The sequence below is a fragment of the Virgibacillus sp. MSJ-26 genome, assembly GCF_018918075.1.
In the GTDB taxonomy this organism is placed as follows: domain Bacteria; phylum Bacillota; class Bacilli; order Bacillales; family Amphibacillaceae; genus MSJ-26.
On sequence record NZ_JAHLPW010000002.1, the window covers coordinates 28,717 to 55,652 of the forward strand.

General features: G+C 36.6%; 31 protein-coding genes and 2 pseudogenes. 28 read left to right on the plus strand and 5 right to left on the minus strand.

Going from position 1 to position 26,936, the window contains the following annotated elements; translation table 11 throughout:
- Window positions 1-272: 272 nt before the first annotated feature.
- The 16 genes and pseudogenes from KQI49_RS00805 to KQI49_RS00875 all read left to right on the plus strand — a co-directional run bounded on the left by KQI49_RS00805 (window position 273) and on the right by KQI49_RS00875 (window position 10,884).
- The gene (locus KQI49_RS00805; RefSeq protein WP_216485860.1) at window positions 273-677 is read left to right on the plus strand and encodes a hypothetical protein; all 405 of its coding nucleotides are present in this window, start codon (window positions 273-275) and stop codon (window positions 675-677) included.
- 35 nt (window positions 678-712) lie between these two features.
- On the plus strand, window positions 713-802 hold the full coding sequence (locus KQI49_RS00810; protein ID WP_216485862.1) for a DUF4176 domain-containing protein: 90 nt from the start codon (window positions 713-715) through the stop codon (window positions 800-802).
- Window positions 802-1,128, plus strand: a complete 327-nt coding sequence (locus tag KQI49_RS00815; RefSeq protein ID WP_216485863.1) for a hypothetical protein — start codon at window positions 802-804, stop codon at window positions 1,126-1,128. Before KQI49_RS00810 ends, KQI49_RS00815 begins: the two co-directional genes overlap by 1 nt.
- A gap of 98 nt (window positions 1,129-1,226) precedes the next feature.
- Window positions 1,227-1,874 carry a DUF443 family protein gene (locus tag KQI49_RS00820; RefSeq protein ID WP_216485865.1) on the plus strand — a complete coding sequence of 216 codons (648 nt, stop codon included), beginning with the start codon at window positions 1,227-1,229 and terminating at the stop codon, window positions 1,872-1,874.
- A gap of 123 nt (window positions 1,875-1,997) precedes the next feature.
- Window positions 1,998-2,732, plus strand: a complete 735-nt coding sequence (locus KQI49_RS00825) for a hypothetical protein (RefSeq protein WP_216485867.1) — start codon at window positions 1,998-2,000, stop codon at window positions 2,730-2,732.
- A gap of 48 nt (window positions 2,733-2,780) precedes the next feature.
- Window positions 2,781-2,969 carry a hypothetical protein gene (locus KQI49_RS00830; protein ID WP_216485869.1) on the plus strand — a complete coding sequence of 63 codons (189 nt, stop codon included), beginning with the start codon at window positions 2,781-2,783 and terminating at the stop codon, window positions 2,967-2,969.
- Between the two features lie 161 nt (window positions 2,970-3,130).
- Complete coding sequence (locus KQI49_RS00835; RefSeq protein WP_216485871.1) at window positions 3,131-3,778, plus strand: DUF443 family protein; 648 nt, start codon at window positions 3,131-3,133, stop codon at window positions 3,776-3,778.
- A gap of 154 nt (window positions 3,779-3,932) precedes the next feature.
- Complete coding sequence (locus KQI49_RS00840; protein WP_216485873.1) at window positions 3,933-4,235, plus strand: DUF4176 domain-containing protein; 303 nt, start codon at window positions 3,933-3,935, stop codon at window positions 4,233-4,235.
- Between the two features lie 91 nt (window positions 4,236-4,326).
- Window positions 4,327-4,680: pseudogene (locus KQI49_RS00845) on the plus strand (T7SS effector LXG polymorphic toxin); the annotation flags it as partial.
- 161 nt (window positions 4,681-4,841) lie between these two features.
- Entirely contained in the window at window positions 4,842-5,414 is a 573-nt protein-coding gene (locus KQI49_RS00850; RefSeq protein ID WP_216485877.1) for a hypothetical protein, read from the plus strand.
- A 53-nt stretch (window positions 5,415-5,467) separates the two neighbouring features.
- Window positions 5,468-5,581: a hypothetical protein gene (locus KQI49_RS18835; protein WP_371817489.1), complete on the plus strand. Its 114-nt coding sequence runs from the start codon at window positions 5,468-5,470 to the stop codon at window positions 5,579-5,581.
- Window positions 5,582-5,710: 129 nt separating this feature from the next.
- Window positions 5,711-6,373, plus strand: coding sequence for a DUF443 family protein (locus KQI49_RS00855; protein WP_216485879.1), 663 nt, complete (start codon window positions 5,711-5,713; stop codon window positions 6,371-6,373).
- 205 nt (window positions 6,374-6,578) lie between these two features.
- Entirely contained in the window at window positions 6,579-6,980 is a 402-nt protein-coding gene (locus tag KQI49_RS00860; protein WP_216485881.1) for a hypothetical protein, read from the plus strand.
- A gap of 222 nt (window positions 6,981-7,202) precedes the next feature.
- Window positions 7,203-8,123: a hypothetical protein gene (locus KQI49_RS00865; RefSeq protein WP_216485883.1), complete on the plus strand. Its 921-nt coding sequence runs from the start codon at window positions 7,203-7,205 to the stop codon at window positions 8,121-8,123.
- Window positions 8,124-8,478: 355 nt separating this feature from the next.
- Complete coding sequence (locus KQI49_RS00870) at window positions 8,479-8,826, plus strand: hypothetical protein (RefSeq protein WP_216485885.1); 348 nt, start codon at window positions 8,479-8,481, stop codon at window positions 8,824-8,826.
- 213 nt (window positions 8,827-9,039) lie between these two features.
- Window positions 9,040-10,884 carry a TcaA NTF2-like domain-containing protein gene (locus tag KQI49_RS00875; RefSeq protein WP_216485887.1) on the plus strand — a complete coding sequence of 615 codons (1,845 nt, stop codon included), beginning with the start codon at window positions 9,040-9,042 and terminating at the stop codon, window positions 10,882-10,884.
- Between the two features lie 59 nt (window positions 10,885-10,943).
- Here the strand turns inward: KQI49_RS00875 and KQI49_RS00880 are convergent, their stop codons facing one another.
- On the minus strand, window positions 10,944-11,552 hold the full coding sequence (locus KQI49_RS00880) for a class D sortase (RefSeq protein ID WP_253286595.1): 609 nt from the start codon (window positions 11,550-11,552) through the stop codon (window positions 10,944-10,946).
- Window positions 11,553-11,831: 279 nt separating this feature from the next.
- Here KQI49_RS00880 and KQI49_RS00885 point away from each other — a divergent pair.
- From KQI49_RS00885 to KQI49_RS00905, 5 genes and pseudogenes are all read left to right on the plus strand, one after another.
- Window positions 11,832-12,559: pseudogene (locus KQI49_RS00885) on the plus strand (SIS domain-containing protein).
- A gap of 130 nt (window positions 12,560-12,689) precedes the next feature.
- On the plus strand, window positions 12,690-13,148 hold the full coding sequence (locus tag KQI49_RS00890) for an OsmC family protein (RefSeq protein WP_216485891.1): 459 nt from the start codon (window positions 12,690-12,692) through the stop codon (window positions 13,146-13,148).
- A 162-nt stretch (window positions 13,149-13,310) separates the two neighbouring features.
- Window positions 13,311-13,985, plus strand: coding sequence for a metallophosphoesterase family protein (locus KQI49_RS00895; RefSeq protein WP_216485893.1), 675 nt, complete (start codon window positions 13,311-13,313; stop codon window positions 13,983-13,985).
- Between the two features lie 121 nt (window positions 13,986-14,106).
- On the plus strand, window positions 14,107-14,904 hold the full coding sequence (locus KQI49_RS00900; protein ID WP_253286596.1) for a sulfite exporter TauE/SafE family protein: 798 nt from the start codon (window positions 14,107-14,109) through the stop codon (window positions 14,902-14,904).
- Window positions 14,905-15,695: 791 nt separating this feature from the next.
- Window positions 15,696-16,856, plus strand: coding sequence for an ROK family transcriptional regulator (locus tag KQI49_RS00905; RefSeq protein ID WP_216485895.1), 1,161 nt, complete (start codon window positions 15,696-15,698; stop codon window positions 16,854-16,856).
- A gap of 193 nt (window positions 16,857-17,049) precedes the next feature.
- Here KQI49_RS00905 and KQI49_RS00910 read toward each other — a convergent pair whose 3' ends face one another.
- The 4 genes from KQI49_RS00910 to KQI49_RS00925 form a co-directional block, all read right to left on the minus strand.
- A complete protein-coding gene (locus KQI49_RS00910; protein WP_216485897.1) occupies window positions 17,050-18,198 on the minus strand; it encodes an Rpn family recombination-promoting nuclease/putative transposase in 1,149 nt (382 codons plus the stop codon).
- A gap of 313 nt (window positions 18,199-18,511) precedes the next feature.
- Complete coding sequence (locus KQI49_RS00915; protein ID WP_216485899.1) at window positions 18,512-18,907, minus strand: type II toxin-antitoxin system death-on-curing family toxin; 396 nt, start codon at window positions 18,905-18,907, stop codon at window positions 18,512-18,514.
- Window positions 18,907-19,158 (minus strand): AbrB/MazE/SpoVT family DNA-binding domain-containing protein, encoded by a 252-nt coding sequence (locus KQI49_RS00920; RefSeq protein WP_216485901.1) that lies wholly within the window; start codon window positions 19,156-19,158, stop codon window positions 18,907-18,909. Before KQI49_RS00920 ends, KQI49_RS00915 begins: the two co-directional genes overlap by 1 nt.
- A gap of 149 nt (window positions 19,159-19,307) precedes the next feature.
- The gene (locus KQI49_RS00925) at window positions 19,308-19,523 is read right to left on the minus strand and encodes a hypothetical protein (RefSeq protein ID WP_371817490.1); all 216 of its coding nucleotides are present in this window, start codon (window positions 19,521-19,523) and stop codon (window positions 19,308-19,310) included.
- A 171-nt stretch (window positions 19,524-19,694) separates the two neighbouring features.
- On the opposite strand from KQI49_RS00925, the gene KQI49_RS00930 reads away from it, so the two are divergent.
- From KQI49_RS00930 to KQI49_RS00960, 7 genes are all read left to right on the plus strand, one after another.
- A complete protein-coding gene (locus tag KQI49_RS00930) occupies window positions 19,695-20,675 on the plus strand; it encodes a substrate-binding domain-containing protein (protein WP_216485904.1) in 981 nt (326 codons plus the stop codon).
- Entirely contained in the window at window positions 20,672-22,084 is a 1,413-nt protein-coding gene (locus tag KQI49_RS00935; protein WP_216485906.1) for a sensor histidine kinase, read from the plus strand. The genes KQI49_RS00930 and KQI49_RS00935 overlap by 4 nt, the downstream gene beginning before the upstream one ends.
- 21 nt (window positions 22,085-22,105) lie before the next feature.
- A complete protein-coding gene (locus KQI49_RS00940) occupies window positions 22,106-22,759 on the plus strand; it encodes a response regulator (RefSeq protein WP_216485908.1) in 654 nt (217 codons plus the stop codon).
- Window positions 22,746-23,540: an AraC family transcriptional regulator gene (locus KQI49_RS00945; protein WP_216485910.1), complete on the plus strand. Its 795-nt coding sequence runs from the start codon at window positions 22,746-22,748 to the stop codon at window positions 23,538-23,540. Before KQI49_RS00940 ends, KQI49_RS00945 begins: the two co-directional genes overlap by 14 nt.
- A 99-nt stretch (window positions 23,541-23,639) precedes the next feature.
- The gene (locus KQI49_RS00950) at window positions 23,640-24,944 is read left to right on the plus strand and encodes an ABC transporter substrate-binding protein (RefSeq protein WP_216485912.1); all 1,305 of its coding nucleotides are present in this window, start codon (window positions 23,640-23,642) and stop codon (window positions 24,942-24,944) included.
- Between the two features lie 125 nt (window positions 24,945-25,069).
- Complete coding sequence (locus KQI49_RS00955) at window positions 25,070-26,008, plus strand: carbohydrate ABC transporter permease (RefSeq protein ID WP_216485914.1); 939 nt, start codon at window positions 25,070-25,072, stop codon at window positions 26,006-26,008.
- The gene (locus tag KQI49_RS00960) at window positions 26,008-26,826 is read left to right on the plus strand and encodes a carbohydrate ABC transporter permease (protein ID WP_216485916.1); all 819 of its coding nucleotides are present in this window, start codon (window positions 26,008-26,010) and stop codon (window positions 26,824-26,826) included. The genes KQI49_RS00955 and KQI49_RS00960 overlap by 1 nt, the downstream gene beginning before the upstream one ends.
- Window positions 26,827-26,936: the final 110 nt, after the last annotated feature.

Sequence of the window (26,936 nt, forward strand, 5' to 3'; positions counted from 1 at the left end):
AACCCTACTATTAAACATCAAAATTTATCTCAACATTTCATGGAACAATTGGGATTCATACCTATATCAGATGTTAAAACATCAGTTATAGGACTTATACTTATCCTGTACGATATTCCTTTAGCTGCGGGCTTATTAAGTATATTCAAGATAGAAGTCTTATGGGTTGTTGCACCGCTTATCATAATTATTCATTTATGGAGATTAAGACTTTTAATAAAAAATCCGTACTCAACTCAGTTTGGATGGTGTTATTCCTAGGAGTCTATGGCGTGATTGGAGCCATCTCTTTATTTATTGTGGTACAGGGCATGTCGTTTTATGTTCTTAATATCACATCTATTTATTATTATATAGTCATAAACTTTGTGACGATATTTATTTCTTCCATACTAGTAAAATACCAAATTGATAAATATTCTAAAGATCCATTAAAAGAAGAGGTGAGCCGTAATCAATCTAAGTACATGGGATTACTAGCGTTAGCACCGGCAATAGGTTACATGTTAGGCCAAAGTGCTCAAGACACGTTCATATTAAAGCACTTTATTGCCCTTGTGGTATTTTACTTTTTTACACTTTTTGATGTATATGTAGCAGCGAAGTTTATACATAGGTTTTTCTTTATGAGAGCAAATATTTCTTATGTAATATTTCAACAGCCCTCTAAAAAATAGAAAAAATTTGTTGAAAAAGGGGTCGTGATTAAATAATGGGTACGCTATTACCAAACGGATCTATTGCCCTATTAAAAGGTGGTAACAAACGATTGATGATTAAAACAATGGGTGGGGAAGAATAATGAAAAACTTTTTCTTATATCCTTTTAAGAAGGCAATTCATGAAATTAAAGCAAATAAATTAATACAAGACAAATTAGACAAACGTGGTTTGAAAGTAGGTATACAAGCATTTTCTTATGCATCTTATCTCTTTCTTATTATGATTTCTATTATATACCTTCTCCTATTGTATTTGATAATTGCGGGTATCTTTGTAAATCCGATAGGCTTAATACCTATAATACCGTCAGCCTTAACCACTTGGATCTTCATTTTAATTTATACGAAAATATATCCAAAAACAAAAGAAAATTATTTGAAGAGTATTGGCTATTACAAAAATTAAAAGTGTAATGCTTGCTTAGAAATGTGATAGATAAGGCTAGAGAGGCAATATCAGATGGTCTTAGTACAATAAATCCAATGAATTGGGTGTGGTAACCAGTGGAGTGCGAGGTAGAATTTCTCTCTAGAAATAGAAGGTATAGAATCTTAAGTGTGGGTGACGATTATTATATTATCGATATTGAGGAATCCATTTGGACAATTTTAATCCCTTTTTTATTTTGGTTAATGCCACAGAGAGTCTATAAAGTAGATTTTGAGACAGTTGAAAATTTAAGAGCGTCAACTTCTGGTGGCAATAACTTAGTTAGCATCTTTATTTTGGGTATTGGCGGTTCAACTGTACTTTCTCGACTATTAAGATCTATCTTGGATTTTAGTATACAGACAACGTTGCTGGTAAATATATTGATGCTAATCATATCTGCTTTAATTATTATATATCTAAGATTACATATACGTGGTTCGTTGGGGGATAGATTAGATGAATTTGTTGACATAAAAGAATTAGATGGTAAAACAATAAAATTAAAACCTAAATTTTTTAAGCAATGTATTGTCCCAATCTTTTCTTATTTATTTTTTTTACTCATAGTCATCGGTGCAATACTTTTGTTTTTAGAGACTAATAATTTTATCGGGATTTTTTCTTTTATAGTATTTCTATCATTATTATCTTTATGTAATACAACTACCATTCATCCCAATTTGGGAAAAAGGATGAAAATCAGACCATTGAAAAAGTAAAGATGAAGCAATCAAGTACTTTGGCTCTCACGCGTAGAATAGAGTAATTTGGAAAATGGAGATATTAACTAGAAACGAATTCCAACTGGAGCAGAAAGGTTTACATTAGGGGAGATTTTGAAGATGAAAATAAAACCTGATATAAAATACAAAAACTTACCTCCTTTCGTAATTAGTCAGCTATCTTTTGTTGATATTGACAACGTAAAGTGGGGTTCAGCAACATTCGTATTAATTTTATATGACCTCCCTTTGTTACTGTCATTTCTAGCGTTAATGAAAATAGAATTTTTATGGATAATGGTCCCTTTTGCTATTATATTAAATCTTTGGTGCTTGCGTTTGTTAATTAAAAATCCATACTCTACACAAATAGAAACAATTAAATTTCTGGGTGGATATGGGGCAATTGGTGCTATCACGTTTTATACAATATTCCAGGTTATTTCTTACTTTTCATTAAATATTTATTCAATCATGTACTATATCATATTAAATTTTGCTATAATTATCAGTTCTTATGTGATAATAAAGTATCAAATAACTAAATTTAAAGATATACACTTAAAACTAAAGTATAGTGATAAAAACAATAAAAACTCAAGATATGCGACAGTCATTGCGATTGTCCCCGCATTAGGATATATCGTAGGACAATTTGTGGGAGAGGCAGAAATACTAAAATATTATTATGTTCTTGGAGTAGACTTTTTTCTAACCTTGTTATGTGTTTATATAGCTACCAAGTTTATACATAGATATTATTTTATGAAAGCTAATATGGATTATGTAGTATTTCAAAAACCAAATAAAAGAGAAAAAAAAGAACTTAATAAAAAAGGAATCGTGATTAAGTAATGGAACCTTTGTTGCCAAATTGTTTTATTAAAAGGTGGAAACAAACGATTGATGATTTATGGTAGGAAGCAACTGGTTACGGGTGAGGAGCAAAAAGAAGTACGAGAGGAATTCCCTGCCGGGGGAATAAAATTCGACTATTTTCAGGAGTATACCTATATTTTAAATCATTCAGATGTTGATATGACATCTCGAGTTGATGAGGATGAAGAGGAGTATGAATCTCAGAGAATCTGAAAAAAAGCTTAAAGTTGCCAATAGTGTTAAATATGGCTTTATTCACTTCTATGACAATGTCGAATCATTACTATTTGGTAGCTCGTAAAATAGATCAGGCCGGAGAGGTAATATCAGATGGTGTTAGTGCAATAAATCCAATGAATTGGGCGTGGTAACTAGTGGAGTGCGAGGTAGAATTTCTCTCTAGAAATAGGAGATATAGAATCTTAAGTGTGGATGACGCTTATTATATTATCGATATTGAGGAATCCGTTTGGACAATTTTAATCCCTTTTTTATTTTGGTGGATGCCTCAGAAAGTATATAAAGCTGACTATAAAATAGTTGAAAAGTTAAAAGAGTCAACATCTGATGGCAATAACTTAGGTGTCATCTTTATTTTAGGTGTGGGTGGCTCCGCCGTACTTTCGCGAATATTAAAACCTATCATGGATTTTAGTATGCAAACAAATGTACTGTCAAATATATTTCTTTTAATTATATCTACTTTAATTATAATTAATGTTAGATTGTATATGCGTAAATTATTGGGGAAAAGGTTGAGTAAATTAGTTGACTTAACAGAATTAAATAGTAGGACAATAAAACTGAAGCCTAAGTATTTTAGGCAATATCTGGTTCCAGTTTTTATTCAGTTGTTTTTTTTAATTTTTATCATAGCCTTAGGCTTCGCATTTACACAAACCAGTAATTTTATCGGGATTTTTTCTTTTATAGTATTTTTATCATTATTATCTTTATGTAATACAACTACCATTCATCCCAACTTAGGAAAAAGAAATTTATACCGTATAATCTTTAGTTAAAAGTAACGTTACAGGAACTAAAATAAATTTTATACCCCCATTATAGCGTGAGAAAATATTGAAGAAGGGTAGGTAGTATTAAGTAACTGGAAGAGAACAGAAAAGTTAAAGGGAAAATAAAGACTATTGTCTAAAGTCAAGGAGGAGAATTCCATTGCTACCAATAGGAACAATAGTATATTTAAAAGAAGGAACAAATAAATTAATGATTTTAAACCGTGGTCCCATCATTGAAAAAGATGGGGAACAAACAATGTTCGATTATTCTGGATGTTTTTATCCTCAAGGATTAGTACCTGAAAATGTATTTTATTTTAATCAGGAAAATATTGATGAAATTATTTTTGAAGGTTTTAAAGACAGTGAAGAAGACCGTTTTAAAAAACTATTTAGTGACTGGAAAGAAGAAAATGAAGGTCAATTTAAGAAAGGTGAAGTAACAGAGCCTTTAAAGTAAAAGGTATATAGTCTATCAACAATAAAACCTAGCAAGCCCATACAAAGTCAAAGTATGGGCTTTTATAATATAGGCAGTAGACACTTTCGAAACAAATACGCATGGCAACGTGAGCCAGAAATATTTGAGAAGTTATGATGTGGAAGACGGCAACTATGAAGTTGAAAAGAAGGCCACTGAGCTTACAGACGATGCGAATGAAATTTTAGCAGATGTAGAAGAAATTGTTTCGGTGAAAAGGATCGATGAATCTGAGGTCGTGGAAGATGTTCAGCGTGGAAAAGAAAAGGCAAGGGAAATTATCGAGGAGCTCACTATTCTTGATGAATACGAAGCCGGGCGCTTGAAGAGACAAAACAAGCCTTACATGAATTGCGATCCTTTATTTCAGGAATGGAATCTATGTTTAAAAGCGGCGATTTATCCATTCGGAATTATAATGTAGAAATGCTTGAGGGGATGCCTGCTTATAATGATATAATGGAGCGGAATAATAAGAGATATTGTTGATAAAAAATGTTACAAATGGGATTGGCATGCAGTGACTGGTCACATCAGGCTCTAAAAGTTTACTTTTAGTTGATTTTTTACGAAAGGATGAACGGTTTGCAAAATAATGAAAACCTGAGACTTGTTCCATTTTATACAGAAAATCCAGGAAGGGAGAATAGTTATACTCTATACTTGGATGCCAAGACAAAAGAAGTCTTTAGGGCGGAAGGTAAGAAAATAAATGCCTCAAAATTCACCTTTGGTTTTCTTGTGTTTTTTGCATTTACACAGTTATTTTCAGTAAAAATCCTTCCGTTTGATAACATATTTGCTTATGTGATTATTTGCCTTTTTATTTTTATATTAGGGCTAATGTTAGGATACTATCTTGGAATAAAGATGATTGATAATATTCAAAAGGTAACTTTGTCTAAGGAAGAGTGGGAGCGATATCTAAGTAAAGGAAATGATTTTTATCTTAGACAAATTATATCCTCATTTGTATTGATAATACTCTCTGTTGCCTGTTTTTTCATTTTATATATATTCCCATCAAAATGGTGGTTTTTTGGAGGAATTGTCTTGAGTGTACTGGCTGGAACACTATCGTTAGCTTTATCAAAAACAAGATATGCCTTATATAAAAATCAAATTGATATCACATTTAATGATGGGGAGGAGATATGAAAATACCCCCAATCGAAAGCGTGGTTTGACATAATAGTGGTGAAATTAAATTAATGATAATAAATAGGGCGCCTTTACATAATAAAAATGGAGTTATTGGCTTCTTTGACTATTTCGCTTGTCACTATCCGAAAGACCAAAGTTCTTACGCAGTGCCGCTTATATAGGGCAAAAACTAGATCAAGCTGGCAGAGAAGTTAAAGAAATGGCTACTAACTTTGTTGAAAACACATGTGAGGCTATTAAAAGTGGTTGGAGGGCGATTAATCCAACGAACTGGGGCTGGGGGTAATTAGATGGAATGTGAAGTGAATTTTACAGCAAAGAGTATGAGATTAAGATATAAGCTCCTATCTATTGAAAACGAGCATTATCTTATTGATTCAGATCAACCAATCTGGGTAATGTTCATTCCATTTGTTTATTGGCTGATGCCACATACTGTGTATAAAGTCAGTGATCAGGAAGTTTTAGACCAGATAAAGTCACCGACTGTAAAACAAGAGAAGGCAAGCTTTATCAGTATTTTTGGAATTGGGATGACAGTTTTATTATCTAAATTACTGGAGTCTATCTCAGGATATATAGAATTTCAAACCCAGTCACTGCTAGGAATTATTATTTTTCTTTTTATGATCATCTCTGTTATTTCTTTACGTATGTATATTAGTAAAGTAAATCAAAGAAATCTACAAAAGGTCGTTAATTTAAGTAATCTTGAAAAGAGAAAGTTATGGATAAGGCCAGAAAGTGCTGAGTATTTAATTGTATATAGTTTGTTATATCCTTTCTTCACTCTACTTACAGCTGCTGCTATTTATGGATACTTTAAAATAGGTGATATTATCCTTCTGATATGCGGGATTGTTCTCATGTTTGGGTTGTTGTATGGAAATGTCTTAACAATGAAACAAGGAACAACTAAAGTAAAATTTAAACAAGAAAAGCACGCTATATAAAAAGGGAGAATTGGGTGTGGGACATGGGGACAGGCACGGTGTCCCAGTCCGAAGTTTTTTTGTTGAGGGAAGGATACTAGTTCTTTAGACCTGAACGATTGCTGCTTTAGTCTTTTTGAAGTATTGAAATGGTACTTATTGCACTGCACGTCTATTTGAGTATTAAGTATAATGGTTGGTGATTGGGAAAGCAGGAGGGGATGACGTGAAGAATTTAAGTAAAATGACTGTGCTTGGTGTGTTTGTGCTGTTTTTATTGGTGAGCTGTAAACCATCAAATAAATATGCGGGAGATTGGTATGCAGTAGGGGCAGATGGGAAGCAAGTCGAGATTAATTTTTCAAAGGAAAAGGTTATGACGTTTAGGGATGCAGATGGTTACGAAGAGGAGTATGAGATTAATCAGACAGCTACAGGTATTCAAAATAGTACGAGGTATTTCAGGGTTGAGGTTGAAGGGGCGAGCCATTACGTTGTTTTTGAAAATAATAAAGATGAGGACAATGCTCAGCTCGTAAGGCAGACAAACCAGGCGAGTGATTTTGAAGATGTGGTTGGCGATATTATTTATATGATGAATCGTGATGATTTTCCGGAAGTTGAATGAAATTTAATAGTGGGATGGGGGTTTAGAGACTCTTTTGGTAAACTAAGATTTAAAATGCTGTGAGAATTTTTTATATTAGAATTGATTGCGTTCAGATCGGTCGGTGCGAGGAGCAGCTCGGGCGGTAAAGGTCTCCACTCGGGCGATAACCCGCTTTACTCAGTCCACCACCATCGATTTATACTTATTCAAACTACAAAGAGTTCGTAAGGAGAGAGAAAATTGTTACGACATTATATCACTTTTAGGCCGGTGGCAGGGATATTTGAAAATGCCATTCAACCTTATAAGAAATGGTACCAAATGGTAGATATGAGTCTGCCCATTGAAGTCGACGGCAATTATTATCACATTTTAAGGACAACAGGTCCGATTGATAGGGTTAGCCCCAAGAAAGTCGTTGTTTGTGATGAGGATGCAGTACTGATTGAAAATGAAGAGATTTCTCGAAAGTGCTTTCGATTCTACATATATTTAGGGCAATATGAGTTTGCAAACAAAAAGCTAAAGGCAGATTTAAAACAAGATGGCGCTAAACGGTATAATCCCATCATTCCTGAATATAAAAAAATGATGACAGATTTAGCTCCTGTTTTAAATGAATCAGAGACAGAAGCGATGGCATATCATTTGTTTTATTTTGAAGAAATTATTCGCATAACGACACTAAGAATTGAACTCGTTGAAAAGTTATTCAAGTTTAAAGAACAATTGCGGCACGAAATAGACAAAGTTACGAACACAATGATGGAAGAAATAATGAACACTTTTCACCAATGGTTAATGTGTAGTTCAGAGTTACAAGCTGTGTTATATGAGGACGGATTGCGGGCGAGAGGTGTTCTAAGAAGATTATTGAAGGATCCAAAAAATAAGCAGTACATTAAAGACGAAGCCATCGTGAGAGAAATTCTGGATGATTTAGATCAAGGAGAGGCTGCTTCAACGCGATTGTTAAGAATAGAAAAAGAACAGCGAAAGGCTTTTGCTGAATGGATAGACTTAGGGGAATTGGATCAAGAAGTCTCTAATATGGAAAAGCTTATTAAAGAATTAAGATGTATAGATATCGAGGATAAAAGTATCTCTGCTAATTTAGAAGAACTTATGGAAGAATATTGGGCGTTCGGATCGTCGTGCTAAGTGAATATTAAGGGAAAACTAATTAGTAAGTGGGATAGGATATTCTAAAGGGGAAATCGACATGAAATTAAAAAATATACATATTCAGAGAATGTCTTTGTTGAGTTGATCAAGTACGCAAGGGATAGAGGGAAGCGCATTTTTCTATTATCGATTCCGGGTAATTTAATCATCTTTTACTGGGGCGAATGTATTCTATTTATTACTTTTAGATTCAGATACCCCTTATTTCACACAAGTAAAGCAAGCATTTTTAAAAACTATTAAAGTGATGCCTACTCTATTTTTTGCAGCGACAATATACTGTTTCCTTTATTTTTTGGGCATAATATTTTTCGTTATTCCAGGTATGTTATTGTATGTTTATTTAGGTTTATTCGCTCCTTCCGTCGTATTTGAGAAGAAGAATCTATTAACCTCTTTAATCAGAAGTCTTGAACTTGTTGGTAGATCATTTTGGAAGGTGTTCGGTTCTTTCTTGATTATATCATCGTTTACGATGATCACCGTTTTAGTTATTGGAGCCTTTTTTAAGACAGTTTTAAACGGAGCTCAAGTTCCTGATGTTATAGCCTTTAGCGTACCATATGTGCTGTTTGTGCCCTATGTCGGTAGTTTTTATGCGTTACTTTATTTTGATTTAAGGTTAAGAGGAGAGCGCTTTGATTATGAGCTATTTGAGCAAGAGGCGCTAGGAGCATAATGTTCTTGTGATTTTTATAGATATGGTCCCTGTTTTCCTTTTACTTAGACTTCCTGGTATGTATCAAACGTTTGATTGAAACTTTTAAATACGACTATTTATACTTAAATTGTGATATAATTCCAAATAACTATAAAAAACAAGACTTTAGTCTCATTTTAAGAGTTGTTTTAAGATTTGATCGACAACGAGGAAAACCAGGGGGAAAGTATAATGAAGCGATTTTGTAAGGAATGTGGAAAAGAAATCCAACCGGAAAATAGGGTGTGTATCCATTGTGGAACTCCTGTTGATGGAAAAAAACGAGTAAATGATTCGAAAAAAAAGGGCACTTCAACAGAAAATGTAATGAAGCAGTCGTCTTCAGAAAATATATCTCAAGAGAAAAGGCGTACCACTAGACAGACTAATCAGACTCCAAGCGCTCCCATGTCTAAAAAGAAAAAGCGCATGTTATCTATTGTAGGGGGGATAGCGGTTCTGTTAATTGGCTTTAGCATATGGGCACAGTCCTATCAATCACCAGAAGCGGTACAAAAACGTTTTTATAAAGCGGTCATGGAAAACAATCCAAAAGCCTTACAAAAATTAGTTATGCATGAAAATGGTTCGTCAGCTTCAAAGGGTGAAGCAAAGGCCCTTATCAAGTTGGTTGAAGAAGAAGGCGAGTACGTCTTGCATGATTTATTCACTGTTGAACGTGATGGGAAGTTTTTATTTTTATATAAAGCTCACAAAATGGAAGCGGCAGATCAGTTTGTCTATTATCCAGACCCAGTGAAAGGATTGACATTTTCTTTTAACGAGATTGAACCGGATATTCGCAAAAAAACATTGCACGGTCCGCTTATCCCAGGAATCTATAACGTACAAGCATCATTTAAGGGTGATTATGGGGAAACGACGAAAGAAGGCGAAATCACTCTAGCTGATTATTACGATGATGAAACCTATTTAGATATGGATATCAATGTTGCTGATGTTACTTTTTACATAGAAAATGTCGTTGACTTAGATCTAGAAAACACACAAATTAAAATAGGAAAAGATGAAATTCCTATTAATGACGAGGGATCCACCAAGCCAGTCGGCCCATTTATTTTAGACGGCTCCCAACAAGTTCAAACAGTCGTAAAGATGCCATGGGGCAAAGTTGAATCAGAACCAATCGACATTTCTGAAGAACATATGTCCATCCAGGCGGAAGTGTTATCAGAAGATGACTATAAAGCAGTGACTAAATTGCTGACAAATTTCGGTGAGCAATATGTCGAAGCTTTTGCAGAGAACAATACAGATCCATTGAAGAACGTCTCAAAAACGGTTAAGAAAGAACTTAAAGAAAAGATGGCTGATGAGCTGTTTGGTGATTGGTATTACTCGGGAGAATTCATGGAACTAAATATCGACCGCAATTCTATTTATTTTAATGAAGATGAAGAGACGCCCAGTATTAATATAGTCACGGAATACCTCTTTAATGAAGATTATCATGAACTGGAAGACACCCCGGTATTATATGAGACCTATAAATTACTAGTCACAACACTTGATTACGATACTAAAGAAAAGTCTTGGCGCATTGCTGACATAAGTGACGACTACTGGGGAGCCTTCGAGGGAACAGATACAGTGGAAGGGTCACAAAAAGTTTTTGGACCAAGCGATGAAACTGTCAAAGCGGCTAAAGACCTAGCCGAAGCCGATGAAATGGATGACTTTTTAGAAAGTTATACCCGCGCGAGTGTGGACGCGATTAACTATATCGATTTTTCTTACATGGAAGATTACATTGTCGAGGACAGCCCACGCTGGGAGGAAGCCCGTGATTACATCGATTATCTTGACTCAAAAAATATCACGGAAGACTTCCTTGATATGGAAATCGAATCGATCGATGAAACAGAGGATGGAACTTGGGAAGTGACGGTACTAGAATCCTTCACAATCTATAAGGAAGATTCAACCGACGACAAAGATTTTCGAACAAAATTAGTCGTTAAAAAAATTGATGGAGAACTTTTTGTTTATGAGTTGCTCGAGACAAATGAAATTTAAAGACGTTTTATCTGAACCCATATCGATACGAGATGTGGGTTTTGCGTTTGTCTGTAAATTTAAAAATCCAAATCCAATAAATCTCCTTGATCCACTAATTTTGCTTCGACAATATACCGGTCTGGGGCACTGCCGACGAAACGAAAAGGATAACATGTTGATAGCGTCAAGGTGGGTTCATCTTTTTCGACAATGACACTTCGATCCTCAGCATCGGTAATCCAAGTTTTTTCAATTTCGTAATGATAATCTATGCCTTGGTAACGCACGTAAAGTGATTCACCATGCTCAAGCTCTCCGACTGGACTAAAAACACTGTCACGATGGCCTGATAAGACAGTGTGACCACCGACGTCCGGTGTCGTCGTGAGGTCGCTTTGATACATGCCAACTCCTTTCGCGAGCACATCATCGTCTGTTCCTAAAAAGACATCAAAAACAAGGTCGATGGAAGGGATCACGAGGGTTGCCATCTGATCGCCTAATTGAAATGCCGTATTCTTTGTGGGTAGCTCACTATTTATTTGTTTATCATCTGCTGAAAAAGGATTTGTATAATCATCTGTATTGTCTTTCACCACATTGGCACCTTCTATTTGCTGCACAGATTCCATACTGTTCCAATACTGAAAACCAAACCAGCCAATTAAGCCTAAGCCGCTTAACATTAGAATTATTCCTAAGGACCTCATATAATCACCTGCTTATCTAGGATAAAACATGAAACGTGCTAAACTTTAAATGTATAATACTAGCTTGAATATAGCATGAATGCATAGTCGACGCAATCACATTAATTATTAATTTCGGTTAGTGAATACGATCTAAAACGGTGGTTTACGGTAATAGAAATTGAATAATTAATTAAGCAAAAAACCCGAAAAATGAAATGTCTTTAAAATCGATTTATACTAGAATGAGAATCCATATTATAAGGAGGCTTTTCAATGATCAATCAATACATGCAGAAAATAGATAAACTGTTAAAGCAGGTCACTCAAGATGAGGCTGAAACAATGACGAAAGCAGCGGAAAATATAGCGACGGCACTGCAAGCAGGTGGCGTGCTCCACTTATTCGGCAGTGGGCACTCCCATATTTTAGCGGAAGAATTATATTACCGGGCAGGAGGACTCGTTCCAGTCAATCCGATTTTACACGAGCCACTCATGCTTCACCAAAGCGCCGTGAAATCTTCAGAACTCGAACGAAAGAGAATTATGCCAAAGAATTTATGGCTGACCAAGATATTCGACCTGAAGACGTGATGATTGTCATTTCCACTTCTGGTCGTAACGCGGTCCCCGTCGATGTCGCGTTATATGGGAAGAGAAAAGGAGCTATCGTTATCGCAGTCACGTCAACAGAGTACTCCCTTAGCCAGCCGTCACGTCACTCGAGCGGTCAGCGATTGCTTGAAGTAGCAGATTTCGTATTGGACACACACATCCCTCAAGGTGACGCGCTTCTGTCTCATGAAAAAGTAGACGTCCGCTTCGCTCCAGGTTCAACGGTTATTGGGGCAGCGATGCTCAATGCTATCATTGCCGAAACGATTCACCTTATGACGGAAGCGGGAGCCGAACCCCCGATTTTTCTAAGTGCGAATGTAAAGGGTGGCGATGAGCGCAATCAAGCGTTAATTGAAAAATATGCGAAACGTGTGAAGATGTAAAGGTTGTTTTTGTAAGAATAATTCTTATCACCTGCTCAATGTTTCACAAACTGTCCACAGACTTTACGGATGAAAGGTTATATAATGAATGTAGATAGAAAATAATCATTCATTGAAGGGAGCTTTTCACATGCCTAAATCAATTTTTAAAGCAACCGCTCATTTGCAAGAAGGCGTTCAAGTTAAAGTGAAGTCCCGTGATTTTGAGATAACCGTTGATGAACCAAAGGAATTGGGCGGGACTGATACTGGAATGAACCCCGTTGAACTCGTGCTTGGGGCGTTAGGTGCTTGCCAAGCTATCTGTGCCGGGGCATTTGCTAAAAAACACCACATGACATTCAATGATTTTTGGGTGGAACTTGAAGGCGATTTGGATACAGACGGCTTTCTAGGATTATCAGACGTTCGAAAAGGGTACAGTGAAATTCGTTACAATATTCACATCGATACAGACGAACCAAGAGAAAAGGTGGAAAAGTTTGTTGAGTTTATCGAAGCGACATGTCCGGTCGGCGATACACTGGCAAATCCTGTCACAACGAAATTAAATAAAATTATTATTGAAAATGAAAAGGCAATAGTTTAATCGATCATACACCAAAAGAAATCCCCTTCTATAGGTGTTAAGATAAAAATCTCTCTTCTGGATAGAATGAGAGATTTTTAATTTTTATGAAGTTTAATGGCAGATAGTTTGAAAATCATGATATGATAAATGATAACACTGCGACTTAGGAGTAGGGATATTATGAAAAGAATGCTGGCAATCAGCGATGTTCACGGGAAAATTGAAGAATTCGAATTACTACTTGAAAAGGCGAATTATAACGCAAGTCGAGACCAACTTATCTTAGTAGGTGATTATGTCGATCGCGGACCAGATTCACGAGCGGTCTTAAATCGGGTCATTGAATTAAAAGCTGAAGGAGCAATCGTCCTACGAGGAAATCATGACGACATGATGGTTGCTGCCTATCATAACGAACCAGGCGCCCTGGCAAGATGGGAGAAAAATGGTGCCCTTTATACCTTACAATGTTACGACTCAACGATTAAAGATATGACAATGCCTGATTCAGAAGCATTTCACGACCATGTCACTTTTCTGGAGAATCTTGACTATTACTATGAAACTGACGATTATATCTTCGTCCACGCCGGCGTAGACCCAAAGCGCACAGTCGAGGACACAGACCCATACGATTTAGTATGGATCCGTGATGAATTTCATCAAAATTACTCAGGAACCAAAACCGTCGTGTTCGGCCACACACCCACACCCATGCTAAACAACATTTATAGTGACCACACAGTGTATTTTGGAGAAAATAATATTATCGGCATCGACGGCGGCGCAGTATTCGGCGGCCAACTAAATTGCCTAGAATTGCCTTCTAAAAAAGTATATTCAATCAAAGGCTAACACATCTTACTGGAAAAACCCATTTTGCTTAAGCTCCCTCTTAAGGAGCAGCATCGCGCTTTATTCACATATCCTATCACATACAGTGACGGCTTATCTAAAAGCCAAAATTTGCTGTGCATTGGAGGTCGACATCATCGCTATATTATACTTACTTATTGGACTGATTGCCTCCGTTTTTGGAGCGCTCGCTGGACTGGGTGGGGGAATAATCATTAAACCTGTCCTTGATTTGCTCGGTCAATACGACGTGTCAACCATCGGGATTTTATCTGCCTCAACGGTATTTTCCATGTCAATGGTATCTCTCATCAACTCGGTCAGACAGGATATCCAAATTAAATTAAAAATCAGCATGATGATTGCTTTAAGCTCCATTACAGGAGGAATCATCGGAAAAGTTGTCTTTAATTATACGGTCGAGATGATTAATAACTCTGATCTCGTCACCCTCATCCAGGCTGCGATTATTGCAGGGTTAATGGTCTTGATTTTTATTTTTGTTAAATATAAACACGTCTTGAAAACATATGAACTCACAAATCCAGTAATCATTATTGGCGTTGGGTTTGTGTTAGGTGTGCTCGCTGCATTCTTAGGTATTGGTGGAGGGCCATTTAACGTGGCAATTTTAACACTTCTCTTTTCCATGAAGCCCAAGCAAGCCGGACTTAATTCGATTTTTATTATCTTTTTCTCTCAATTATCATCCATCGTATATACAGCTTCAACGACAGGTTTCAGTAAATTTGACTTATCCATGCTGCCATATATGATTGCAGGTGGTGTCATCGGAGGGCTTGTTGGCAGCAACCTAGTCGCCAAAATAGAGGAAAGAACCGTTGATAAAATATTTTTGGTCGGTATTGTAGTTATTATTGGAATCAGCGTGGTCAATGTCGGGAGGTATTTTGTTTAGTAAAGTGCCTCGCTTTCTTACTTACATGTTCACTCGCATGTTCACTCGAGCAGTATTAGAACCCGGTCGCGCGAGATCATCCCCAGCTCGCGCGGCATCTGCTCCGGGTCGCGCAGCTACGGCTCTAGGTCGCGCGGGTTTCATCCGAGGTCGCGCCGCCTCAGTCTCATGTCGCGCGGGTTTCAACCGAGGTCGCGCCGCCTCAGCCTCAGGTCGCGCGGGTTTCATCCGAAGTCGCGCCTCCTCAGTCTCAGGTCGTGCGGGTTTCATCCGAAGTCGCGCCGTCTCAGCCTCAGGTCGCGCGGGTTTCATCCTGGTTCGCGCCGCCTCAGCCTCAGGTCGCGCGGGTTTCATCCGAGGTCGCGCCGTCTCAGTCTCATGTCGCGCGGGTTTCATCCGAGGTCGCGCCGCCTCAATCTCATGTCGCGCGGGTTTCATCCGAAGTCGCGCCGCCTCAGCCTCAGGTCGCGCGGGTTCTACCTTAGGTCGCGCAACGCTAGACCCCGGTCGATCGGTAATAGCCTCAAACGAGCGTCGCGAGTCTCCCATTCGTGCTGATTCGACTTAGGCTCCCGGCGAGATAGCCGTCGACTTACTTAATTGTTGCACTTACTTGTTCGATCCGCTCACAGTTGATAGGCCACTGCATTTAATTTTTACAAATTGTGATTGTATTGTAGGTATTTAAAAAATATCGTACTGTAATTTCTAGTTAATTAATTTAATTAATTTGAGGTATATAGGAGTTTTATATGCTATACTAGAGTTATTAAACTTTTGGGGGACGTATTATGCAACGGGGTACTTTTCAGTTAATGAAATCGGTTAATAAATCGATTATTTTAAATAAGATTCGCACGAGCGAGCCTATTTCGCGTGCGCAAATTGCTAAGGAAACGAAGCTAACTCCGCCAACGGTGAGCAGTATTGTGCGTGAGCTTATTGAGCAGGATTTGGTGAAAGAAAGTGAGTTAGGGGAATCAAAAGGCGGCCGGAAGCCTACCATGCTTTTAGTAAATAAAGATGGCTTTTATGTGATTGGCGTTGACGCAGGGCCAAAAACCATTGAGTGTATCCTTAGTAATTTATCTGGTCAAATAAAAGACAGGGTGGTTGTTTCGATTGAATCCCCATTGACGAATGAGTCTTTTCTTGATTTATTGAAAAGTGGTATTCGAAAAATACTTCAAAATGTCAAAGAGCGGTCGAAAGTTCTTGGAATTGGCATGGCGATGCACGGTGTCGTTGATGTGGCAAGGGGAACGTCTTTGTTCGCGCCTATATTGCAGTTGAGCAATATTCCAATAAAAGATGAACTTGAGAGGGAGTTCGATTTAGTTGTTCAAGTTGAAAACGATGCGCGTGCGATGACACTGGGTGAATCTTGGTTTGGAGAACATGGTGATGTGTCCAGTATGATGGCTGTTAATTTAGGGTCTGGTGTCGGTGCCGGGGTAGCTATCAATGGGAAACTGTATCACGGTTCAACGGATTTAGCTGGGGAAGTCGGGCATATGACGATCGATATGAACGGGGAACGTTGTGAGTGCGGAAATAGAGGCTGCTTGGAATCGTTCGCTTCAGCGCCGTCAATCGTGAACCGGGCAAATAAAAGGATGCCAGGAAAAAATATCACCTCTAGTCGAGAGGTTTATGAACTCGCTCTCGAAAACGATAAGGAATGCGTAGAATTGCTGCAACGAACGGGAGCAATTATAGGAATAGGGCTCACTAATCTTATTCATGTATTAAACCCTGAATTGATTATTATTGGTGGGGGTGTCTCGAAATCAGAACGTTTCATCTTAAGACCAATTCGCGAGACAATCAGCATGAGAGGATTGACGAAGGAAGCGAAAGAAACGCGTGTTGTTGTTTCCGAATTGGGCGATGATGCGACGATACTTGGGGCGGTGGCACTGTTGCTGGTGGAGTTGTTTGATCCGAGGTAAATTTAAAAGCAAAGCGACCTTCAATTTTTTTGAAGGAGAAGGTCATAAAGTTGGTGAGGATAGCGGTTTGTTTCCTAGTAAAACATTAATTTGTGTTATGGAATATTCTTGCAAAGATTGCTCGATGTTTCCATAGCTCAGGTCAAAATAAAAACTCTCCGAGATAGACTGGAGAGTGAAGGAATTATGGCGATTAATTTTTTATATTATGCTGGATTTCAAGTATTTTTTCTTTTGTTAATTCCGTTATTTCTATAACGTACTCAATGTCTGCACCGTCTGCTAGAAGGCGTTGTGCTATTAGTTCTTTAGCTTTTCTACTGCCTTCTTTTTCACCTTCTTTCAAACCTTTCTCTACCCCTTTTTTCACTCCTTTTTCCACACCTTTTTCCACACCTCTTTTCATACCTCTTTTCATTCCTTCTTTTTCAGCTTCTTGTGCCCGGAGTTCAGCTTCACGCTTAGCTGATTCTTCGTCCATGATATGCTTTAGTCGGGATTCATAGGCTAAAAATTGTTCAGGTGTCAAACTAAGTTCTTCCCAGTTATGAAAGGCTTTTTTCAATGTTTTATCGTCCATTGCGATCACCTCCAATTCTCGATAAATATCTTCATAATATTGGTTGTTCCGATGGTCAACCATGCCAAGTAATAATAGCCATCTTGCTAAGAAATCATTCCAGGGATCTAGTTCTTCCTCTTTCCAAGCCTTTAGTAGTTTTGGCATTTCAATAAAGTGAAATTCCATTACATTTGTCAGTTTGAATTTATCTACATCTTCATGTAAGTGATACATCGTATGAAAACGCTCAGTTTTGTCAATCATGTTGAAGTTCATCACGTTAATTGAGATAACTGGTTGAAGCTCCTTATAACTCATTCCCGTTTGTAGTTGAGTGCGGTAGATTCCTGACCAATAGTAGATGGAACGTTTTATCATATTATATTTATTGGTAAATTGAATTTCTACATTGATTCTTTCGTCAGCAGTGGTCACAACTAAGAAATCAAGTCTTGATTGTTTATCATCGAAATATTCTCCACCGGCTTCAACGTTGATAAATGAAATATCTTTTATCGGTTCCCGCCCTGTCTTTTGTATAATGGCATTCAGAAATACAACTGTGATTTGTTTGTTTTTTTCATTACCAAATAGCTGTTTGAAGGCGTAGTCAATTTTTAAATCCATTAAACGATGAAGTGGTATTCGTTTGAGCAGGTTAACTCTTTTGTTACTTTGTTTTTCTGAATTATTATTGTTGTAATCTGCAGGTCCGTCTTTCACAACGTGTAGGCTAGTATCAATTGAAGTAAAATCGAGAGGTCGCTTTGTTACTTGCATTATAACACATCCTTTTTTAATTGTGAGGGTTTATCAAGATGTGATTCTGACTATAGTATATCAAAATAAAATTCACAGAACAAGTGTTCCTTCTTTTTAATTTAATGTAATTCATAAATAACAGCTTCTGAATTGGGCGATGATGACGCTTGGGGCGGTGGCACTGTTATTGATGGAGTTGTTTGATCCGAGATAAATTTAAAAGCAAAGCTACTCTTTAAACGAGGAAATAGCTTTGCTTTTACATTTTTGGGGTTTAGTTAAATCTTTGAGTTTAAACTATACCTACCATGGAATTCGCTATTTTAACACCCTATTCCATTCTAGAACTACTCTTCTCGATAATGGCAACTATTTCAGAAAAGGTATATTTTTTATTGACGACATTGATGGTGAAATCTGCTTGTTCTATTTGATTAGCCATTTCAAAATGGTATTCATTATAAGATAGGAACTGTGCGAGTGATAAAAATGCAGTACGTTTATTACCATTATGAAAGGCGTAGTTTTGTGCAATTGATTCAAAAAGAGCTGCTGCTTTTTCAAAAATCGACTTGTAGGCGTCCGTTCCAAAAGCAGATTGTTTTGGACGATTTACTGCCGAATCAAGTAAGCTGGGTGATTTAATTCCAATTTGTTCACCTGGACTAAAGCGTTCAATGACATATTGATTGATAGCGGCTACTTCAATATATGTTAAATATCGCATTATCTATCGATTAAATCACGCAATGTTTCTTCGTGTTTCTTTGTATTTTTTTCCAGAACTTCGAAAAAGTCAGGGCTTAGTCCTTTGGGGATTATCATGTTCTTCTTTTTTTGTATATAGATTTTATCGTCCACTTTTTCAATTTCAACCCTATCACCATAGTCAATGCCAGCTTCTCTTAATAACTCTTGTGGTAATGTTATGCCATAACTATTTCCGATTTTGGTTATCTTTCTTTCATATTCTTTCATGGAATTCACCTCGCGTATAAATTATAACAATTATAACATGTAATAATCGTTATAACAACTTGGGGTTTAGACAAATCTTTTATAAGTCCATCATAAGGTAGGCGCTCATCAACATTTTTAATGAACTTAAAAGGAACCTATTTCTCAAGTTAAGAAATAGGTTCCTTTTTTTCTAACTTACTCTCAAACGAAAACACGGTCTGTTTTTCATACGTCTCATTTGCCTTTAATACGATAGACGGAAGATCTTTATGATGTAGTGAAGCGGGTGGACCTTGTGTTTCAAAGCACACACCTAAGTGTTTTTCAGACATGCGGCCATTTAATTTTAACCCATCCTCTAAGCCATTTGCGGTATACGGCACCCAAGTTACTTTGTGAAAAATATGAAAACATAGTCAACGACTGGACTGAATACACCTTATCAAATAAAGAACAAGTGTTTGATACTCCAGTCACATTTTAAACAACTTGATATCATGCTAAAATAAAATTTAAGTTGAATTATAGGTGGGTGGGAATTGGTGGATAAGAGAATGAAATATAAACTTTATTTTGTAAGCGCTATACTCTTTTTTATATGTGCAGGATGCATGCTATATTTCGGTTATAAGACATTTTATATGAAGACTGAGCCAGGTGAGATAATGGATTATACATATCATTTTGCCCTTGTTGCTGAAGAAGCAGACAACGACTATTGGAATCTGATCCAAAAAGGGGCCCAAAAGGCTGCACGTGAAAATGAGATATATCTTGATTATATTGCACCGAAAAAAGCTGATAATGATGAAGCCCTAACGTTATTGGATCGAATGATTTCCGCAAAAGTTGATGGAATAATCACGCACGGTATCGAGGGTCAAAAATTTGTTGATCTTGTCCATAAGGGGATCGAGCGTGGCATACCGATAATTACCATCGATACAGATGTGGAAAATAGTGAGAGGAAAGCCTACGTAGGCTCGAATAATTATAAGGCGGGGCAGCTACTAGGTCAAGCTATCATTAAAAATACTAAAGGTAAACAGTATATAGGAATTGTTACGGGAAGAAATGATTCAATCAGCCAGCAGGAGAGAATAGCTGGTCTGGAACAGGTTATTGAAGCTCATCCTAGATTGAAAATAGTATCCTTGGAAGAATCTAATATTACTGAAATAGGAGCTGCTCAGGCTGCATACACTTTACTTAAAGAGTATCCTGAAATAAATGTGCTTACTGGCACTAGTGCTCTTGATGGGATTGGTATAGTTGAGGGTTTAAGGGATATCGCACCAACTAAAGATGTACTGATTCTAGCATTTGACACCTTGCCGCGTACACTTCAAAAAATTCAGGATGGTGAGATTGAAGCTACCATTGCACAAGACCCCGAATTGATGGGACAAGAGGCAGTGGACATCATGATAGATTTGCAGGCAAACGATCTTTTGGAGAACAAAAGGTATATTGATACATCTATAATACATAAAGAAGATTTGCAGAGGAATTTTGAAAATGGTGAAGAACCATGAGTACAATACGTGGGAAATTACTAGTATATTTTTTGGTTTTTTTAGTTCTATTTCAGGTGACAGCTATTTCTATTTTTGTGAGTTCCAACAAACTAACAAATACCTATCATAGTAGTTTTCAGAGATTTTTACTCCTGAATTCAATATCACAACAAGCAGATGAATTATATACGTTTGCCAGAACCTTTGTTGGTGAATCTGAACCGAACCGTGTACCTGAATTCTATCAACTTAAAGACGAGCTAGTTAAAGAAAAGGAAAAGGTATTAAATACAGTGTTTGATGATAAAAAAATAGAATTGAGAAATTATATCAACACTGTCGATACTTTCATTCATGAGTCTGAGCTCACTGTTGGTTTTGTTTTACTGGATGATATTGAACAATACACACATCATTTGGAGGAGACAAGAAAAGCATCACAATATATTCAGGAGGCAACATTAGAACTGCTGGATGCTGAATTAACTGCGTATCATCCTATATATGATGAACTTCAAAAGCGTAATGAATACTTTTTTGTGTTTATAACATTTCTATTTTTGACAACAATTATACTTGCGATTTTTTTTGCGTTATGGTTTTCAAAAGGAATAACTCAGCCGATTCACGCATTGTCAGATGCTGCTCGAAAGGTATCGCAAGGAGATTTGCAGGGAGAACCGGTAAAAATTCAGTCTAATGATGAACTGAAGTTTCTTGGGGATACATTTAATGATATGCGTACTAATATTCATGGCTTAGTAGAGGAGATCAAGGATCAATCTGAGCTTGACCAGCTATTGAAAGACATGGAGATAAAACATTTGCAAAATCAAATAAATCCTCATTTCCTATTCAACACTTTAAACACCTTATCAAAAATGGCATATTTGGAAGATGCCAAAACGACTTCTTCGCTGATTGAATCAGTTGCAGCTTTGCTCAGACACAGCTTAGGCAAAATTGATAAAAGTGTCATGCTTGGAGACGAATTGGAGGTCGTAAGAAGATATTTCCATATACAACAAACGCGTTTTACTGAACGAGTATTTTTTGATTTAAAGGTTGATGAAAGTTGTCTCGATAGACAAGTTCCACGGTTAACTTTGCAACCATTAGTTGAAAATGCCTTCATCCACGGAATTGAAGAAAGAGAAGAGGGTGGGGCTATTTCAATCCATATTTTTCAAACTGCAAAGAAAGTCGTTATTGAAGTGAATGATGATGGTGTAGGTATGAATCAAGAAACTATCAATCAAATAACATCACTGACAGATAGAAAAGAAGACCATGTTGGCCATTCAACAGGGATTGGTCTCATAAATGTGATTCGCCGATTACAACTATTTTATAAAGTACATAATATTATTGAAATTGAGTCAAAAGTGGGAAAAGGTACGACAATACGATTGCTGTTACCTAAATAATCAAGACAGGAGCGATGCTTAATGCGTGTCTTAATTGCAGAAGATGAGCTTATTGAACGGAAGGCAATGCGTAAGTTCATTGAAGAAAATTTTAGCGAAATACAAGTAGTAGGTGAGGCTGTAAATGGTAGAAAGGCCATAGAACAAGCTCAATTACTTAGTCCCAATGTTATTTTCATGGATGTTAAGATGCCAGGGATTGATGGGCTAGAAGCGATCAAACAAATATATAACTATGACTCTTCAATTAAATTTATCATGATTTCAGCTTACGATTCGTTTGATTACGCCAAGCAGGCGATGGCATACGGTATTAAAGACTATATTTTAAAGCCTGGTAAAAAAGAGGAAATTGTTAAAGCACTGCTTCGCGTGAAAAAAGATATTGAGAATGACCGGCAGCAACAGAAGGAGAGAGATAGGTCAAAAGAGTGGCTTAAAGAGCGCTTTATAAATGGAATTATGCACCATCCATTACCAAAGGATACGTTACAGATAAAAAGAAAACTTTATCCTGAAATGAAAAGTGGATTTTTCCTTGTTTTTATGACTGATGATAATCACGATTTACATAAAATCAGAATTGAAATAGAAAAAAACATTGATCACCAGTTTGTTTTACTTGATAAAGAAAATCACCTAGTTGTATGTATGATAGCATATGATAGCAAATAATGTTTTAGAAAAAGATGAAGTATTAGCAATCACACAAAAAATACATTTTGCTATTGGAGAAAATATTTTTATCGGTACGGGTTATTCTTATAAAAGTTTGGATAAATTACAAAGTTCATATCATGAAGCATATGAGGCTTGCATTCAGCTTAAATCTGATAAGAAACGAAAATATGGATTTTTGAAGGAGAATAATCAAACGCTGGAAGACATTATCGCTGATATATGTGAATCTATTGAAAAAGGAAAAGGAAATGAGGCGTCTTTACTTTACAAAGAAAATAATTCTCTTTTTCTATCAGCAGATAGGGAACGTTTATATATAAGAATAAAAAAGTTGTTTGATAATAATCATATTGTCCCACCTAAAAGTTCAATATTGTCTCTACAAACTTATAATGATTGGAGCAATTTTATCAATATGTGTGGGATAAAGATAAATGAATTTTATCAATCAAAACAACCTATGATGCAAGTGAAAATGTATTTACTTGATAATTATCACCAGTCTATAAGTTTGGAGGAAGTTGCCGCTACAGTCAAATTAAGTCCAAATTACTTTTCAAGTCTCTTTAGGGAGGAATTTGGAGTAACATTCATAGATTATGTAACGAAAATTCGGATGGATAAAGCTAAAGAGCTTATTATAAAGAATAATTATTCTCTAAAAGAAATTAGTTTTATGGTCGGATATAAAGATCCAAATTATTTTAGCAGGGTTTTTAAAAATCATCATAAACAGTCACCCAAGCAATATGAGAAAGAAATCTTAAAAAAGTGAAGAAATTCGTAAATTAATATAGTTTAAATTGAAATAATTATTAGTTAATTATTTTATAATGTAATTGTAAACGCTAACAAAAGGAGGGGGATTAATCACATGAAAAAGAAATTGTATGGTATTTTTATTCTTTTAGCCTTTGCCCTTGTTATGGCGGCATGCAGCTCTGATTCATCGTCTGATCAAAATGATGAAACTGATAAGGGTGATCAAAGTGAAAGTGCTGGAGAAGACGGTAATGTAGAAATTTTTAGCTGGTGGACTGGTGCTGGTGAAGAAGAAGGTCTGCTTGCATTGATTGAACTGTTCGAAGAGGAGCATCCAGACATTAATGTAGAAAACGCTGCAGTCGCAGGTGGGGCAGGAACGAATGCTAAAGCTGTTTTAGCTACAAGAATGCAAGGTAACGACCCACCGTCAACCTTCCAAGTACATGGTGGTGAGGAACTCAATAAGAGTTGGGTGGCAGCGGATAAAATGGAACCACTAAATGACTTTTATGAGGAAAACAATTGGATGGATAAATACCCGGAAGAGCTGATTGACCTTGTTAGCGATGATGGAAATATTTACTCGGTTCCAGTCAACGTCCATCGTGGAAATCCAGTTTTTTATAACATGGAAGTATTTGAGGAACACGACATTGATATACCGACAACATTTGATGAGTTTTTCGAAGCGGCTGATAAGTTGGATGATGCAGGCGTCATACCCTTGGCTTTGGGAGACAAAGAGTCATGGCCAGCTACTCAAATTTTTGAGAACATCCTATTAGGAGTACTTGGTCCAGATGATTACCAGAAATTATTTGATGGAGAAATTGAATTCAATGATGACCGTGTTGTTGAAGCGGCCGAGATTTTTGGAAAGATGCTAGAGTACATCAATGAAGATCACGCATCACGTAATTGGCAGGATTCAGCCCAGCTTGTTGCTAATGGAGAAGCGGCAATGTTGAATATGGGTGACTGGGCAAAAGGATATTTTTCCAATGACTTAGATATGGAAACAAATGTTGATTTTGGTTACTTCGATTTCCCTGAAACAGAAGGGATGTTTCAAGTGATTACTGATACATTTGGACTTCCAAAAGGTGTAAAAAATACTGATGATGTCAAGAAATTCTTAACCGTTCTTGGTTCAGTTGAAGGACAGGATACATTTAATCCATTAAAAGGTGGAATTCCTGCTCGTGTAGATGCGGATCCAGAAAAGTATGATGACTATGGAAAAGATGCGATGGAGGATTTTACAAGTGCACGTCTAGTACCAAGCCTTGCTCATGGATCAGCAGCATCAGAAGGATTTTTAACAAAGGCCAACCAGGCTGTAAATATATTTGTGACACAAGGAGATATTGATAATTTTATTCAGGCACTAGAAAATGCAGCACCTGAAATGTAGATTAAGTTATGGAAGAGGCTGCCACCTTTATAAGGTAGCCTTTTCTTATTTATAAGAAACTACTTTGTGTTTTATTTTTTAAATTTTTAGATACAATTTAATGTTTAAGAGGGGGGGAAGCAGTAGTGTCAAAAGAGGTGCAAGTAAAAAAAAGAAAACGTATATCAAAAGACAAATGGACAGCTGTAGCCTTTCTACTCCCATCACTAATTTTGATTTTAGTTTTTGTATATGGCTTCATCGGGTGGACGGGATATGTATCATTAAGCAATTATAATACAATTGTGCCGGACTTTTCATTTGCTGGTCTCAAAAACTACAAATATTTATTTAGTGATTTTCGTTTTCAGGCAGATCTCCGTAATACACTGTTCTTCACTATTTTATTTATAGGGCTAGTCATTATTATGGGGTTAGGGATTGCTGTTTTAATTGACCAGAAGCTAAAAGGGGAGTCGCTGTTTCGTAATATCTTTTTATTCCCAATGGCATTATCATTTATTGTAACAGGGGTTGTTTGGCAATGGTTACTCAATCCATCAACAGGATTTAATCATTTCTTAAAGTTCTTTGGTATAACGCCAAAATGGTATACTGACACAAATATTTTGGCAGGTTTCGAATGGGGAAGCATTGAATTTGGTTTACCTGTAGCAATTATAGCAGTTGTTATTGCTGCAGTTTGGCAAATGACTGGATTTTCATTAGCAATGTATTTGGCAGGTCTTCGTGGTATTCCGGATGAATTAAGGGAAGCAGCAAGAATTGATGGGGCAAGTGAATTTCAAATATATAGAAGAATAATTCTACCAATGCTCCTGCCTATTACTATGAGTGTCGTGATTATAATGGCTCATATTTCATTGAAAATATTCGATTTGATTTATGCAATGACGGGACCTGGAGCAAACTTTGTTACAGATGTTCCTGGAGTTTACATGTTTGAAACGACATTCAGAGGTAACTATTATGCTAACGGTGCAGCAATAGCTATAATCATGCTTTTATTGGTGGCGGTATTCATCGTTCCGTATTTATGGAATAGTAGAAAGGGTGAACAATAATGTCATTTCCTATAGGTAAAACGATTAAATATTTAATCCTTATATTTTTTGCCTTACTTTTTTTGGCTCCTGTTTACGTAATCATAGTGACAAGTATTAAGCCCTTGGATGAAGTATCACTTGCCGAGATGTGGACCCTCCCCTCAACGATTGATTTTAGTTCATATAAAGAGGCTTTTTCAAAATTAGCACCAAATTTAATGAATAGCATCTACCTAGTTGTACCAGCAACATTATTATCGGCTATCCTTGGAGCAATGAATGGATACGTCCTATCTAAGTGGAAATTTAAAGGATCGGAAACAATTTTTACAGTTATTTTATTCGGTATGTTTATTCCATATCAAAGCATTTTGATTCCTATGATTCAATTTTTACGTCAAATTGATTTGTATAATACGATACCCGGTTTGATCTTGGTACATGTCGTTTATGGATTACCAATTACGACCCTAATGTTTAGAAATTTCTATGCCAATATTCCAGATCAAATGATTGAAGCCGCCAAAATTGATGGTGCGAGTTTTCTAGGTATTTTCCGGCATGTTATTATTCCGCTGTCTATTACAGGATTTGTCGTAGTAGCCATTTGGCAATTTACAAACATATGGAACGAATTTTTATTTGCTGTCACTGTTACAACTTCCGATAAACAACCTGTCATGGTGGCTTTACAAAATTTATCAGGAAGTCAAATTGTTCAGTGGAACGTCCAAATGGCAGGTGCATTGATTGCTGCACTCCCGACCCTTCTTGTATATATTTTTCTAGGTAAGTATTTTGTGAGAGGATTGTTGGCTGGGTCAGTTAAGGGATAAATATTGTCTCTAAATGACTTGGCCTTTTAAATAGGGGATAGTTTAAGATTTTGTCTATCCATGAATAAGCGTTGTTAGGATATTACTATTAGGTACCATTTATATTGTTA